This window comes from Ruminococcus sp. NK3A76, assembly GCF_000686125.1.
Taxonomy (GTDB): Bacteria; Bacillota; Clostridia; order Oscillospirales; family Ruminococcaceae; genus NK3A76.
The window spans coordinates 1,711,845-1,726,886 of record NZ_JMMA01000002.1 but is presented as its reverse complement, the minus strand read 5'-3'; the positions used below and the strand labels follow the sequence as shown (position 1 = coordinate 1,726,886).

16 protein-coding genes and 1 pseudogene are annotated in these 15,042 nt (G+C 42.5%); 8 read left to right on the top strand and 9 right to left on the bottom strand.

Annotated elements, in window-relative coordinates; translation table 11 throughout:
- The first annotated feature begins 52 nt into the window (after positions 1-52).
- Both CD05_RS17895 and CD05_RS0108165 read left to right on the top strand, forming a co-directional pair.
- Positions 53-1,123, top strand: a pseudogene (locus CD05_RS17895) (type IV pilus twitching motility protein PilT).
- A gap of 62 nt (positions 1,124-1,185) precedes the next feature.
- Positions 1,186-1,416 carry a hypothetical protein gene (locus CD05_RS0108165; protein ID WP_028510104.1) on the top strand — a complete coding sequence of 77 codons (231 nt, stop codon included), beginning with the start codon at positions 1,186-1,188 and terminating at the stop codon, positions 1,414-1,416.
- 323 nt (positions 1,417-1,739) lie between these two features.
- Here the strand turns inward: CD05_RS0108165 and CD05_RS0108160 are convergent, their stop codons facing one another.
- The 4 genes from CD05_RS0108160 to CD05_RS0108145 all read right to left on the bottom strand — a co-directional run bounded on the left by CD05_RS0108160 (position 1,740) and on the right by CD05_RS0108145 (position 6,001).
- Complete coding sequence (locus tag CD05_RS0108160; RefSeq protein WP_084262141.1) at positions 1,740-3,368, bottom strand: recombinase family protein; 1,629 nt, start codon at positions 3,366-3,368, stop codon at positions 1,740-1,742.
- A 76-nt stretch (positions 3,369-3,444) separates the two neighbouring features.
- On the bottom strand, positions 3,445-3,636 hold the full coding sequence (locus CD05_RS0108155) for a hypothetical protein (protein ID WP_028510102.1): 192 nt from the start codon (positions 3,634-3,636) through the stop codon (positions 3,445-3,447).
- 197 nt (positions 3,637-3,833) lie between these two features.
- Positions 3,834-4,694: a tyrosine-type recombinase/integrase gene (locus CD05_RS17890; protein ID WP_051588885.1), complete on the bottom strand. Its 861-nt coding sequence runs from the start codon at positions 4,692-4,694 to the stop codon at positions 3,834-3,836.
- A gap of 530 nt (positions 4,695-5,224) precedes the next feature.
- A complete protein-coding gene (locus CD05_RS0108145) occupies positions 5,225-6,001 on the bottom strand; it encodes a hypothetical protein (RefSeq protein WP_028510101.1) in 777 nt (258 codons plus the stop codon).
- 278 nt (positions 6,002-6,279) lie between these two features.
- Here CD05_RS0108145 and CD05_RS0108140 point away from each other — a divergent pair, with 278 nt between their 5' ends.
- The 6 genes from CD05_RS0108140 to CD05_RS21320 all read left to right on the top strand — a co-directional run bounded on the left by CD05_RS0108140 (position 6,280) and on the right by CD05_RS21320 (position 11,740).
- Entirely contained in the window at positions 6,280-6,489 is a 210-nt protein-coding gene (locus CD05_RS0108140; RefSeq protein WP_028510100.1) for a helix-turn-helix transcriptional regulator, read from the top strand.
- Positions 6,490-6,529: 40 nt separating this feature from the next.
- Positions 6,530-6,853: a helix-turn-helix transcriptional regulator gene (locus CD05_RS19620; RefSeq protein ID WP_028510099.1), complete on the top strand. Its 324-nt coding sequence runs from the start codon at positions 6,530-6,532 to the stop codon at positions 6,851-6,853.
- 81 nt (positions 6,854-6,934) lie between these two features.
- Positions 6,935-9,388: an AAA family ATPase gene (locus tag CD05_RS20880; RefSeq protein ID WP_051588884.1), complete on the top strand. Its 2,454-nt coding sequence runs from the start codon at positions 6,935-6,937 to the stop codon at positions 9,386-9,388.
- Positions 9,378-10,430: a 5-methylcytosine-specific restriction endonuclease system specificity protein McrC gene (gene mcrC / locus CD05_RS0108125; RefSeq protein ID WP_028510098.1), complete on the top strand. Its 1,053-nt coding sequence runs from the start codon at positions 9,378-9,380 to the stop codon at positions 10,428-10,430. The genes CD05_RS20880 and mcrC overlap by 11 nt, the downstream gene beginning before the upstream one ends.
- A gap of 32 nt (positions 10,431-10,462) precedes the next feature.
- Positions 10,463-11,482: a hypothetical protein gene (locus tag CD05_RS0108120; protein ID WP_028510097.1), complete on the top strand. Its 1,020-nt coding sequence runs from the start codon at positions 10,463-10,465 to the stop codon at positions 11,480-11,482.
- 126 nt (positions 11,483-11,608) lie between these two features.
- Positions 11,609-11,740, top strand: coding sequence for a hypothetical protein (locus CD05_RS21320; RefSeq protein ID WP_278244774.1), 132 nt, complete (start codon positions 11,609-11,611; stop codon positions 11,738-11,740).
- A 67-nt stretch (positions 11,741-11,807) separates the two neighbouring features.
- On the opposite strand, the gene CD05_RS0108110 is transcribed toward CD05_RS21320, so the two are convergent.
- The 5 genes from CD05_RS0108110 to CD05_RS0108090 all read right to left on the bottom strand — a co-directional run bounded on the left by CD05_RS0108110 (position 11,808) and on the right by CD05_RS0108090 (position 15,018).
- Positions 11,808-12,395 carry a hypothetical protein gene (locus CD05_RS0108110; protein WP_028510096.1) on the bottom strand — a complete coding sequence of 196 codons (588 nt, stop codon included), beginning with the start codon at positions 12,393-12,395 and terminating at the stop codon, positions 11,808-11,810.
- A 24-nt stretch (positions 12,396-12,419) separates the two neighbouring features.
- Complete coding sequence (locus CD05_RS0108105; protein WP_028510095.1) at positions 12,420-12,716, bottom strand: STAS domain-containing protein; 297 nt, start codon at positions 12,714-12,716, stop codon at positions 12,420-12,422.
- 76 nt (positions 12,717-12,792) lie between these two features.
- On the bottom strand, positions 12,793-13,686 hold the full coding sequence (locus CD05_RS0108100) for a DMT family transporter (RefSeq protein WP_028510094.1): 894 nt from the start codon (positions 13,684-13,686) through the stop codon (positions 12,793-12,795).
- Positions 13,683-14,036 (bottom strand): DUF3783 domain-containing protein, encoded by a 354-nt coding sequence (locus CD05_RS0108095; RefSeq protein WP_198021584.1) that lies wholly within the window; start codon positions 14,034-14,036, stop codon positions 13,683-13,685. The genes CD05_RS0108100 and CD05_RS0108095 overlap by 4 nt, the downstream gene beginning before the upstream one ends.
- 19 nt (positions 14,037-14,055) lie before the next feature.
- Positions 14,056-15,018, bottom strand: coding sequence for a hypothetical protein (locus tag CD05_RS0108090; RefSeq protein WP_028510092.1), 963 nt, complete (start codon positions 15,016-15,018; stop codon positions 14,056-14,058).
- Positions 15,019-15,042 lie beyond the last annotated feature (24 nt).

Sequence of the window (15,042 nt, the reverse complement as noted above, 5' to 3'; positions counted from 1 at the left end):
GCTCTAAAGGGAGAGGACTCCCCGAAAATATAATCAATGGAGGAAAACAATTATGGCAGCAGTTGATATCAACAAAATACTTGATGAATCCCGTGCACTGGGTTGCTCGGACTTACACTTTACAGTAGGTATACCCCCTATAGTAAGACAGGGCGGTGCTCTTAGAAAGCTCTCCAGCTACCCGGATATGACCGAGATCGAAATTCAGCAGATCTGTGACGATATGTGTAACGACAGACAGCGTCAGCAGATCAAGGATCATATTGATACCGACTTTACATTCGTTTCAACAAGAGGTTTCCGTCACAGAGTTAACGTATATCGTCAGAGAGGCAACACAGCTATCGCTATCCGTCTTCTCAGAAACGATATCCCTACACTTGCTGACCTCGACCTGCCGCCTGTTCTCGGTGAGTTCGCTATGCGTCCCCGTGGCCTTGTTCTTGTAACAGGTCCTACCGGTTCAGGTAAGTCTACAACTCTTGCAGCTATGATCGACCACGTTAATATACATAAGTCAGCTCACATCATCACAGTTGAGGATCCTATCGAGTATATGCACACTCACTAGAGATGCATGGTAAACCAGAGAGAGATAGGCCCTGACGTACCGAGCTTCTCAATGTCACTTCGTGCTGCCCTCCGTGAGGACCCCGATATCATACTCGTCGGAGAAATGCGTGACTTCGAGACTATCGAAGCTGCCGTAACCGCCGCTGAAACAGGTCACCTTGTAATGAGCACACTTCATACAACAGACGCTGCTTCCACCATCGACCGTATCATCGACGTTTTCCCTGCTCACCAGCAGCACCAGATCAGAACTCAGCTTGCTTCAGTTCTCGTTGGTATCTGTACACAGACCCTCTGCCGTACAATGGACGGTACAAGCCGTGTGGCTTGCTGCGAGATCCTTAACGCTACAGATAATATCAAGGCTATGATCCGTGACGATAAGGTACACCTTATCGGTTCGGCTATGCAGACAGGTAAGCAGTTCGGAATGCAGACTCTCGACCAGGAGCTTGCTAAGCTCGTTAAGGAGAGAAAGATCTCCATGGACGTTGCCGTTGAAAAGTGCCTTTCTATCGGCGAGCTCAAGAGATTTATCGCTTCCAAGTAATTATAAGAATGAATATGACCGTCGTAAGTTTTGCGGCGGTCTATTCTTTTAAGGAGACATTTATGAAAAGAAATATAACAGCTATTCTTGCAGCGGCGATTGTACTTTGTGCTCTGACAGCCTGCGAGGATAAGGACAGCAGCAGTAAAAAGAGCGAGAGCAGCACGGTATCAGAGAGAAGCAAGACATCAGACAGCAGCTTATCCAAGAACGGGAGCGACTCGCAGTCAGATGATATAAAAGAGTTGAGCGACAAGACCTACTGCAAGGACGCATTCAACTACGCCAATTAAGGCAACACCGCACAACCATTGTACGTCAGACACGCAGTCAAATTTTTCGTCAGATTGGCTAAATTTACCGCAGGAATACTAACGTATTTCAAGGTAAATTTGGGTAATATGACGGAAAATTTGCAAGTGGATGGCGTGCAAAGGTATCCGCCGGTGGTTGTGCGGTGTTGCCTTAATACTGCACCGACAAGGACGAGGCAGGCGATTCGGTGACATTCTCGGTATGGGAGTTTGACCCCAAGCACTCCATTAAGGAATAAATCCTAATTATTAATAATCTAATAGTTATTTTCTGACCTATTCCTGTTTTCAGGGATAGGTCTTTAGGTTTTCAGCTTACCCAATTCAAGCTTCCCGATGCCATTAAACACAAACTCGATCTTCTGAATAGTCTTACCCTCTGACTTAACCCTCTCGTGAACTATTATCTTTTCGATAAAAGTATTCATTATCTCGGAGTTAAGCTCGGGTATCTCTGTGTATTTCTTCGCAAACTTGATGAACTTGTCTGCTCCTGTGGCTTTCTCTTTCATATTGGAAATTGCAGCTTCAAGCTTTGCGATCTCGGCATCAAGAGCTTTTCTTTCATTAGCGTAGTCAGAATTCATTTCGGTGAATTCTTCCTCAGTAATAATCCCCTTTACCTTGTCCTCATAAAGTGACTTGGTTATCCTGAGAATATCAGCCACTCTGGCAGTTGCTTTGGCAAGTCTTCTCTGATTTGAAGCGGCTGCTTTTTTCATTTCCTTGTCGGTAGACTCGTTTATCATAGCCTTGAATTCAACTTCAAATCCGCCTGCAAGAGCTGTTACAAGTCTTATTGCAGTAAGGCTTTGCTCGTAAAGCGTTTTCTCACCTATAGTGTGAGTAGTGCATTTATCACTCTTGGCTCTGCGGTATTTTGAACAGATGAAATAATGACTTTCTCCCGATTTTGTCTTGCTTGTATTTATCGTTAGCTTTGAATCGCAGTCTGCACAATATACAAGTCCCGAGAAAATGCTCTTGTAGCCGGATTTTGTCACTCTCTTTCTGTTTGACCTTATCTGATGGGCTATATCCCAAGTATTCTGATCGACTATCGCCTCGTGAGTGTTGGGAGTGAAGTGCTGCTTTTCGGGAGGATTCTTTATCCGCTTATTGATCTTGTATGACAGCACCTCTGTTTTCAGCGACAGCGTATGACCTGCGTAAACAGGATTGTCCAAAATGTCATTGATCGTACGTCCGCTCCATGTGTATGGGTGTTCTTTATCGACAGGCGTGATCTGCTTGCCTGTTTTCAGATAATAATAGTAATTAGGAGTGTATATCTTTTCTTTTTCCAGCTTAGCTTTGATGTCTGCGACCCTTGCTCCTTGAGTGAACCATTCATAAATCTTTTTGACAACAGGAGCCGTTTCGGGATTTGTGACAAGATGCTTAGTTGGTGCGACAGGGTCCTTCATATACCCATAGGGAGGTTTCGTACCTACCCATTCGCCTCTTTGAGCTTTTGCCTTGTAGGTAACTCTTACCTTCTGGCTTGTCTGACGTACCCAGAATTCGTTTATGATATTGTAAAACGGAGCTATAGCAATGATGTTTGAATTTGGGTCAGCGGTGTCATAGCCGTCATTTACAGCTATAAATCTTATACCCATTCTCGGGAATCTATCCTCTGTCAGCAAGCCGACCTGAACATGATCTCTGCCCAGTCTTGAAAGGTCTTTGACTATAATAGTTCCTATTGCACCCGATTGTGCGTCAATCATCATCTGATTAAAATCGGGTCTGTCAAATCTAATTCCCGAAACACCGTCATCAATATAGAATCGAGTGTTTGTAAAACCATTTTCTTCGGCATATTTCGTCAAAATATATTTCTGATTTTCTATACTATTACTTTCTCCAGAGGAATAATCCTCCTGCGAAAGCCGGCAGTATAGTGCCGTGATTTTTCCATTCGGCATAATATCCTTCCTTTCTAAGGATATGCCAAACCGACCGACATTCAGATCTGCCGGTCGGGGCTGGCAAATCTGAATGTTAATAATTGAGCTGTCTGCTTATCTCTTTTTCCAGTAAAGCTTTCAGTTTGTTTTGAATGTCTTTTTCTCCGTTTCCACTTGCGGAAAGTATAATGCTGATCATATACTCGGTCTTGCCGAGCGTGTTTGAAAACCTGATGATCTGCTTTCCGTCAGTGATCTCGGATGTGATCTTCTTTGTAGTCTTCATAGACTACACCTTCTTTGAATCGCTGTGTTATTACAGTGTCAAAGGAGCTTTGAGATGTAATTACTGTTTTTGATATATGTTGCTGCGTTTCTCCTTTTCAGAAATGTTATTATAATAGTATGGATTTTTCGATATTCTTGGCGACTTGCCCGCCTCTGACGAATATCTGTATAACACGGTTATCAAACCGTAATAGCTTAATGCAAATAGCTGTCAACCACAACACACTCTCTGTTGTGTCCAAGCATAACTGATACTGCGTGCAGTGCTACCTTGTCATACACCTGACCTGCCTTGTCTTTACGACAGATGTACTTTTCTTTTTGGGGTATCGCAGATATGTCTCTTGCTATACTTTCGTATTGAGCCTTTGCATATTCTGCTCTATACTTGTGGCATGGAAATCTTACAGGTATTTCTTTCTCCTTAAAGATCTTTTCCTTATCATCATTGCATTTTGCTGCCGCATTCAATACCGCTTTCTCGTATCCTTTTCTGACAGGTATCTCACGCTCCTTGCCGCCTTTGCCCTGCTTAACATGAATATAAAGAGCCTTGTCCTTGTAGAAAATATCCTCTTTTGTTAAAGCCTTAAGCTCATGTATTCTCACACCCGAGCCTTTGCAAAAATCAACAACATCTTTGTACTTTTCTTCCTTGAATCCTTTTACTTCGCCTCTTGATCTTTTGACGTTTGATCTTTCTCTCTTTGGCAGCTCGACTCCGAAATCTGTTGACTTGCAGCCATAAAGTTTAGCGAGTGCAGCCGCATCAAGTGCAACTGTCCACGGTGATACTCCGTCACCGATCCTAAAATTCAGATACATCCCAACATAAGGTCTCATATCCTTAATATCCTTGATGTCAAATCTCGGCTTGACCCACTTGCCGAAGGCAACTGCGTGCTTGACATAATTTTCGTAAGTGCTCCACGAATGTATCTTTTCAGATACACCTTCTGTACTCGCAAGTTTTGCCTGATGATGAGACTCTCCAATCGCAAGCTTTTTCATAAGCTCACCCTTTACTTGATTCTTAATGCTTTTGTTTTTACTCATAAAAACATCTCCTTTCATATTCTCGGTCACCCGATTCACGCTTAGTGCGTCTTTTTGACGTTATAGAGCGTTCGTGTCCCAACCGTCCAAAATGCAAGAATATTAACATTGCTATTGATGCTTAATAATCACATTTTGGCATACATAGCTGTTTACCTTTCATAATTGAAACGGTAAACTGCTATGAGCGGCGGAGATATTAAACGAGCCTTTTCGTTTTGCTCTCCGCCTGATCATCTGCTGTCATCAATCAAATAAACTCCATTAACACAATAACTCCATCGCAGATGATCTTTAATATTGTAATCTCCATGTTATCACTATTGAACTCTGTATAGATCATATTAGAAAACTTACTTTCATAAAAGCTGAAAACCGAGAAAAAGAGAGTATTTATTCAGCTGTAATCAACATGTTGTGTAACAAATCCCTTTAATTCAATATATTGTGGTTTGTTAAGAGCTTTGTTCACAAAAGTTTTACATTTAGAGTTAAAAAAAGACCTCCGCAGAGGTCAAAATCGGTATTATTTAGAATTCATCGTCATCAAAACTTCCATCAAATCCAAAATCTTCTAATTGCTCCATTTCCGCATATTCCTCGTCAGAAATATCTATCCTGCATTTGCCTGCGGGGGTTGCAACAAGAGAACTGGTAAGCATTGTAGCAAGGTGGAATGCTTTTCTGAACTCACATCTTGCAACTGTTTCGATCAAATCACTATACAGACTTTCAAGAGCGTCTATCTGTGCTGCCTCAACAGGAGATTTGTTTTCCTTGAGTTTATGGAGCATACCGTCAATTGCCGTCTTTTCCATAGCATAATCGGTAGACTTGATAAGGTAATCCTTGTTGTTATACTCGCCAGACTCATAATATATGTCTGTGAGGTTTATTATTTCTTTTGGTTCATCGTTCCCATAATCGGGCAGCTCAACGTGGTCTTTTACAATCTGCTCAATATCTGATGTCGAGTATTTCATATCAATATATACGTCTCCTGTGTGAAGTAAATAAAGCCCGGGAACATGCTGCGAAATACAATAATTGAGCATAAACGACTCAAACTCGCAGTCCAGTATGTGCGGGAAATATGCTACTCTATCGTCAGTAAAATCAAGTCCGTAAGCTGTGGTGAGCGTAAGAAGCCCCTGCTTTAATGATACCTTTATATACAGATCGTTTGCGAACAGGTCAGCCGTATCGCCGAGGAGTTTCATTTTGCAGTCTTTATCAAAGTATATAAGCAGAGCATCGGGTGACATGGCTTCGGGATTGGTGTTGGTTGGAATGTTGTTTGTTTTCATAGTTAATTCTCCTTTTCAATTTGTTGTTGACTCTTGTTTTCCTGCTTCGTTTATTATCCTAAATCATAATGATCCCCCCTTATCCGGTTGACACTTGTTTCCTGATATGATATAATTGATACGATGAAAGGACAATTTGTTCTGTTTTTCACTATATACATTATACACCAATAATCGTGTAACTGTCAACTGACTATTTACACGAATTTTCGACAAACAAGTACAGCGCAATTGTCAAATATACACTAATATTAGTGCGATAAACAGGTGAGCATTCTATGATCATTTTTAAAATCGATATACTTAAAGCATTAAAAGAAAATGGCTACAACACCACATATCTTAGAAAAAATAAGATCCTATCAGAATCAACGATACAAAAGATCCGTAATAAGGATACCTCGCTGACTCTGAAGAATCTTGATGTGATCTGCTCAATGCTCGAAATGCAGCCGGGAGATGTGGTGGAGTTTATTAAGACAGAATAATTGAGGTAATGTTTGTTATTATAAAGGAGAATAATACGCTGTGGGTAGAACGTCAAAGAAAGAACATAAGAATATTTATCATTTTCGTCGTGAAGAACTCGGACTGTCAAGAGAAAAAGCAAGTGAAATTCTTGAATCAATTCCTCCGGAACGCATAGAAAAAATTGAGAACGAAAAATCTTTGCCGCATCCTGAAGAAATCTTGACTATCTATTATTGGAGCTATAATAAAACATCTAAAACAGAAATAGTAGTATACAAGTGTACTCCCGCAGATCAAACGACCTTCGGGAGTGCTTGTTTTCAGGGATTATGCTTTTTTATTCCAATACATATATTACCTGACGATGATTACATAAAATAAAAGTAGATATCCCAGAACAGTTGAAAAACTAAAACTAATATGTTATAATATAACAAAATCCATCGTCATTCGGAGGTAATTATGATTAATTATAACAAGTTAGATGATATAATAGCTGGCTACAAACAGTGTTTTCCTGAACATTGGGAGAATGAAAAGTATAAATGGGAAGCTGTCAAGCATTTTCAGGATAACTGGGATATTGAAGCCGAGAATTTTGGTACGATGTTTAAGAAAGCAACAGATAAAACATTCAATCTTCTCGCTTCCGGATATGCATATCCGAGGGGAATGATCCTTGAATTTGCGAAAGCCGATGATACTGCTGTCCGTGAAATGTTCCGCAGACTGTTTGATGAAAGTCTTGACCTTTCAGACAGGGTGACCGAGTTTATGAATACCGCTGAGGAACTGCGAATCAAGTACAATGACGGCACTTGGAAACAGCATTATCAGAACACTAATTATATCAGTACATATCTATGGCTGATGTATCCCGACAAGTATTACATCTACAAGTATGAGCTTTTCAAGAAATGTGCTGAGACGCTTGATGACACATATCGCCCAAAGGGTAACGGGACTGTGGATAATGTTATCGGCGGATTTAAGATGTATGACGAGATAAGGGAGGCTCTGCTTGCAGACGATGATATACGGTCAATGCTGGATTCTGTACTGACGGATTCCTGCTATGCTGACCCCGAGCTTGTTACGGCAACTATTGATTTTGGATTTTATCTGGCGAGGTATTATGATGAAGAATCATCTATCGAGGAAGATAATGCCCGTGCAGCATCGTGGCTACTTGCATGGAATCCCAAAAACTATGATTGGGAGAATGAAGACAAAGAATACAGTCTTGATACTATGTTTAAGACCGTAAAGAGCGGCAGAGGTTTTTATGTAAGTTGGCGCTGTGTAAGTACTAAGATAAGATGCGGAGATACTGTGTTCTTCGTAAGAGTTGGCACCGAGCCTAAAGGCATTTTTGCGTCTGGATATATAATTGCCGATAGTTTTGTTGAAGACGGCACACGATATGCAGAGGTGCTTATTACTAAAGCTATAGATTTCAGAACAAATGAAATCATATCACCGCAAACACTTAAACAACAATTTCCGAATCAGCAATGGAGCCCACAGGGTTCAGGTATTGCAATAAAGCCTGATGCTGCTAAGTGGCTTATCGAAAACTGGGATAATCATTCAGCAGAAAAGAATGAAGCTCCAGTTATTGACATACTCCCTTCTTCCAACTCGGAATTTCTCAAATACTTTGCGCCATTAATACAAGCAATCAAAGAACTTGGCGGCAGTGCAACCAGAAAAGAAGCTCATGAAAAGGTTATTGAGCTTATGGATATCACCGAGGAAGAACTTAGTGTTACATACGAAAAGACAGGTGCAAGCCGTGTATTGAATCAAATCGACTTTGCTCGTAACGATCTCGCTCATGAGGGATTTATCAGCAGCGGAACTAAAGGTGTATGGGCTCTTACTGAGCTTGGAATGAATATTGATATGACAATGGAACTGGCAGGGCTTATCCATATGAAATGGGTAAAGATCAATACTGCCAAACGTAAAGGTGAGCCTATCCCCGAAATAGACCTTTCAAAGCATTATAAAAAGAAGATTGACCGCAAGTATACAAAAGAAGATTTCCTCAAAGACGTCTTCCTCACCGAACCCGAATATGACAAACTCCGTTCCCTCGTCCTCAGAAAGAAAAATATCATCTTGCAGGGTGCGCCCGGTGTAGGTAAGACCTTCTCTGCGAAGAGGCTTGCATACTCAATTATCGGAGAGAAAAACGAAAACCGTATCTGTATGGTGCAGTTCCACCAGAACTATTCCTATGAGGATTTCATCATGGGATACCGCCCGAATGATAGCGGCGGATTTGAACTGCAAAGCGGTGTGTTTTATAACTTCTGTATCAGATGCAAAGAGAATCCCGACAAGCCGTATTTCTTCATCATCGACGAGATCAACCGTGGAAACCTCAGCAAGATATTCGGTGAACTGCTGATGCTGATCGAGACTGATAAGCGTGGCGAGAAGCATAAGCTAAACCTCGTTTACGGCGGAACGGCTTTCTATATTCCCGAAAATCTGCATATCATCGGCATGATGAACACCGCAGACAGAAGCCTTGCCATGATCGACTATGCACTCCGCAGGCGGTTCAGCTTTTATACGATGCAGCCTGCTTTTGAAAACGCCGATCAGAACGGGTTTGGCGCATATACACAGGACATTTCTTGCGACCTTTATCATTCTGTTATCGCTAAGATCAGAGAGCTAAACGATACTATCCGCAAGGACAGCACTCTCGGCAAAGGCTTCGAGATCGGTCACAGCTATTTTGCACCCGAAAATATATCGGATATAAATGATGAATGGGTCCGTGGCGTTGTGGAGTATGAAATCATTCCGCTGATAGAGGAGTACTGGTTCGATGATGATAAGAAGGTCGATGAATGGACAAAGGCTCTCTATCAGGTGATAGGTGATCAAAATGACCGTTGATAAGGGCGTTTTTATCCAGAACATCTACTATATGCTGTCCTATGCCTTTCAGATCTTGAAGCAGGAGGACTACAAGCAGGTCGCAGGCGAGAAGTTTGAGAAGATACACGACCTGTTTGCAGCGATACTGGAAAAGGGCGTATCACGACAGGTCAAGCAGGGGCTGTACCGCGAGTATGTCCCGATGCAGGAAGACCTTTCCGTCATGCGTGGCAAGCTGAACATGGGCGAAACAATTCGTCTGAAAGTGCAGAACAAACAAAAACTCGCCTGTGAATTCCACGAGTTCTCGGAGGACAACCTTTATAATCAGATATTGAAAGTCACGATACACCGCCTTATTCGTGCCGATGATGTTGCGCCCGAAAGGAAACAGGCACTTAGACGGGTGAGCGTATTCTTTGAGAATGTGAAACTGATACAGCTCGACCACATTGCTTGGAACAGGCTTATCTACCAGCGGAACAACCGCAATTATGAGCTGTTGCTGAATATTTGTTATCTCGTATTGAATGGTATGCTCCAGACCACCGAGGACGGCAGTTATAAACTACTTTCTTTCTCAGATGAACACATGGAACGGCTTTATGAGAAATTTATATTGGAGTATTACAAACAGCATCACCCTGAGCTTGATCCGAAATCTGCTCAGGTAAAGTGGAATCTGACCGAGGAACCAGATCAGACGATGATACAGTTTCTTCCGAAAATGCAGACTGATATCACCTTGCAGAAAGGCGATAAGACGCTTATCATTGATGCCAAGTATTACGGCAAGTCAATGGCGCAAAGCTATTCAAAAGAAACTCTGCGGTCGGCACACCTGTATCAGATATTTGCTTACGTGAAGAACATGGATACTGCGAATACGGGGAATGTTTCGGGACTGCTGCTCTATGCCAAGACCGAGGACGAGGTGTTTCCCGAAGGTGAGCCGTTTGTGATTGGCGGAAATAGTATCGGGGCGAAGACGCTGGATCTTAATCGGGAATTTGAGGAGATCGCAGGGCAGTTAGATGATATAGCAAATATAATGCAATAATTCTCTATTAGTATCAAAGAAAGGGCAAGATAATGTTTACAGAAAACTTTATTTCATGGCTTCTCATCAAAGCTTTTGATGGTATTGATGATAAAATAAAAATAAAAAATCAAGTAAAAGCATTATGCGATAGGATAAATGAATTGCTTAATAAGAAGCGAGTAGAATTTGAGAATGTTTCTCTTTCTGATGAATTTGATTTTCAGGGATTAGAAGAATATATAAAAGAAAATATGTCGGTTGAACTAACTATGTTCTTTCGTGGAACACAGCAACAAAGAAAAGAGTCTGAAAAAAACATTTTGATAAAAGCTACAAACTACGCTTCTGCAAAGACTTCTGGTGCGAAAAATATGGTTAGTTCTATTATTATGCAGGTGTTACAGGTTATCAATGATTATTATGTAAATCAAGTTGATACCACCACACGTATAAATACCAATATGGCGGTAGATGAAGTTATACAAAAAATTGATGACAGCACACAAGAACTTAAAGAAACAATAAATCATAATAATCCAAATTCAATAAATGATACAGTTTATTCAAGAAAGTTAGACATCCTTAAAGCAATAGAGAAATATGAACTGCCTGATTATCAACTTGATATTTGTCCAAAAAAGATTAGCCACGATAATCCAGAAATATCAAAGGCTGAAATGAGCGTTCTCTTTAATGGTAGCCCCAGAATACTTACAGATTTTTCTTCATTGCTTCTGTATATTGATGAAACGGATAAGCAAATATCCGAAATCATGCAGTTCTACAGGGGATATTGTGAACCTGATGGTTATGGTGGCTGGAAAAACGATGTATGGGATAAGATCCTCTATTATGAAGATCTTCTCGGGAAACCGTATTGCTCTGATGATACAATTAGAGAATATGAAGAATACTGTAACCAAAATCCATACAGTGAATATATTCCAGAATTAGACGAATACCATACAATCAATTATTATATCGTACAAAGAAGAATAAGTGATATTTCATCAGAATTTAATAGAATAAAAAAGCGACTTATCTCACTCATAAGCAAAGATATTACTTGAATTAATAACGGCTGCACCCGAAGGCACAGCCGTTTTATAATGATATAGTGGTCGGTCTGGCATTTCTTCCTTAATGGAGGTTCAAGCCCCACACGCCCCGACAGCGAGGAGGAGTTTGAGGTGTTCATGGCAGATAATCTCGGCGACAGCGCAAAGATCGGCTATCTTAGCTTTAAGTTTGAAAAAGGTGCCGTGACAAGCGTTGATTACAAGTCAAAATCAGGCGAAGTCATCGCATCTTATCCGTCAGATAACTGAATAAAAAATATGACCGGCTGTGCAGTTGATACACAGCCGGTCTTGTAGTACACAAAGACATATATTTCTATATGCTGAAGTCTTTAATAACTACCAGCTCCACCTCATCATCGGCGGCGGAAACTGTTATGTCGTTTGCGAGGTTGGCGATTATCGATTTTTCGAGCTCGTCCCACGCATCAGACTTGTGTGCCTTGTCAGACACTTTAAGGTCAGTCACATATCTGTTAAGGCTCCAGGAGCTGCCGCCGGGCAGAGGAGTGTTTATGGCCTTTTCGACCTCACTGACTATGCGGCGCATCATAGAATGCTTTTCTATGCTCTTGTCAGCCTTTGCCTGCTTTCTGCCGAAGACCCTGCCAAGCCCCTTGCGTTCTGATGACTTGTCTATTGCTTCGATCTTCTTTGGCTTGACACGAAAATGCAGCTCATAGCAGGAGAGGTAATTCTCCAGCCAGAATGAGCCCTCGCCGAAATCCATCAGCTGCGTCACCATGTTCATAAGCTCCTCTGCGATAAGCCGAAGCTGCATAGATCGCTTTGCATCAAGCTCATTTAAAGAAGCTATCCTCTCGGTCTCTTTCAGTATCACAAGCAGCTTGCTGTGATCATCTCCTGGCTTGAGACCTGTGATCTTATATGTTTCTGATCTCATATCCTGATCCTTAAATATATCTTGTCAGATGTTGAGTATGTTTGCAAAACCTGTTATCTCAAAAATTTCGTAAATGTCAGGATTAACGTTCTTTAAAAGCAGGAAACCGCCCTTCTTGCTCATTGCCTTGTGAGCTGTTAGCAGAACTCTCAGACCTGCTGAGGATATATATACGAGCTTTTCCATATCTAAAGTTATCTCATCAGTCTCATCTACGGCTGTATTGAGCATATCGCCGAGCTCAGCTGATGTTGTAGTATCTACTCTGCCTTCGACAGCGATGAGAACTTTGCCGTTCTCTGTGGATTTATTCAGCGTCATTATGATCGTTCCTTTCTGTAAATATATATTGAATATATTATAGCATAAAAGTGTATGATTGTCAAGCGAAAACCGCTCAGCCGGGCTGCTTTTCGCCTTTTTCCTCAGCGTGCCATACGTTGTTGTAGAGGAACACGAGCACGCCCATTGTAACTATTATAAAGTAGCCTACGAAGCTCCATACATCAGGTATGTCGCCAAAGAGGAAGAACCCGAGCAGCATTGTGAATATCAGCTGCGAGTAATCGTAAACGGATATCTCTCTTGCAGGGGCGTGGGTGTAGGCGGCGGTTATTGTGAACTGACCTCCTGCTGCTGCACACCCGGCACCGATGAGGCAGAGTATCTGGCTTATTGACATTTCCTTGCCTAAAAACAGGAGATAGGGTAGAGTGACTAAGCATGAGAATCCCGAGAAGTAAGCCACGATGACTTTTCCATGCACGCCGTGCTGTCCTAAATATCGTACACAAGCATATGCGAGGCCTGCGCCCATGCCGCCTAAGAATCCCAAAACAGAAGGGAACAGGGCAGCATTTGCAAAGCTCGGCTTTATTATGAACATCGCCCCGATGAACGCTCCAATAACAGTCAGCAGCTGGAATGGTGTCAGCTTTTCTTTAAGGAAGATGTATGAGAATACTATCGTGAAAAAAGGCGACATCTTGTTGAGCATAGATGCGTCAGAAAGAGCTAACTTGTCTATTGCGTAGAAGTTGCCGAGCATTCCGGCTGTGCCGGCTGCTGCACGCACAAAAATCACCCATTTGTTGGTCTTGCCCTCGATCTTGAAGGGCGTTTTGGTCTTGATAAGTGTGGCAACGGCTATCAGCATCGCTATGAAGTTTCGGAAGAAGACCTTCTGGAATGTCGGCAGCTCGCCTGCCATCCGCACGAATGCGAACATGAAGGCAAAGGAAAACGCCGACAGTATGATGTAGATTATCGCCTTGTATTTGTTCTTTTTCATTTTTCGCCAAGCTCCTTCCGTTCTCTTTCGAGCTCGTCTATGAGCTTGTTGAGCGGCCACTCCTGTGAATGGAGCGTCACAAATGCCCGAAGCGGTATCTCCACACCGGCCTTTTTCAATTCGTCCAATATTGCGGACAGTTTGACCCCGTTTATCAGAATGAATTTTGCATCGGCAACAGGCTCTTTTGTATCGTCCGGCCTGCCGTTTATGATGCTTTTTACAGTTGCATTGCCAATGCTTGTATCAGCGCAGACAGGCAGAATGCCGTATCTTATGCTTATGCTTTTGAGCTTGTTTTTTTCAGTCTCGTCAAAGCCGCCGTATATTACGCATGGCTTTAGAGGCAAGTGTCTCGCTTTCAAATTATCAGTCCTTTTTTGTGTACCATTTCTTTAAAACGCCCTCAGCCTTCTTGCCGAAAACAGTGAAGTCCTTGTTTTCTCCGGCCTTTTCCTCGGGCGGCAGAACAGCCTTCCAGTCCCACCAGAAGAAGCCGCAGAAATACGGCTCGTCCCACATCGTCTGCATAGCAGATTCGTAGAAGTCAGCCTGCTCCTGCTCGTCAAAAGGCGCTTCGGGGCAGTATTTGAAATCCCACGGATACATCGTGCAGCCACGCTCGTTTCGCACGCCGATCTCTGCAAACATTATCGGCTTGCCGTACTTTTCATGACACTGCCTTACACGCTCACGCTGAACAGCCCACTTTGAAAGCATCATTTTAAGTGAATTGTCCTCGGGCGTTGATACAGGGTAGTATGCCGAAATGCCGATTATATCGACTTTCCCGAGCCACGGGAAACGCAGCTCGTCGCCGTGGTTTATGTTGTGCATCACAAGCCCCTTGTATACCTCACGCACCTTATCTATCATAAGCTCGCAGCGCTCGGCCTGTGAGTCCATGCCTGCCATTTCGCAGCCGGTGCAGAGCATCTCGGCTCCCTCGCTCTGTGCAAGTGCTGCATAGTAGAGCATGAAGCGTGTGTATGAAGCAAACCACTTGTCCCAGTAATCAGGTGTCTCGGTAGGGAAGTTTATCCTTGCACGCCATGAGCGGTCAAGGCAGTCTACCATTGGTTTCAGGCATACTTTGAGCCCTAGTGATTTTGCTTTTCTTATCGCAAAGCGTACCTCGTCATCTGTCTGTGTCCTACCGAATAGCGAGAAGACATTGAGTGAATAAAATGTCTCCTGAAAGCAGTTTACAGGAATGCATATCCAGTTGAGCCCGTTTGATGCGAGCCTTTCCATTGAACGCTCTGCTTTTTCTGTGTTGAATACTCCGCTGCCGGAGTAGAAGCCCCATGTGTAGCCTTTTATCAGTTCCATTAGTGTCTCCTTTGTGTGTCGTGT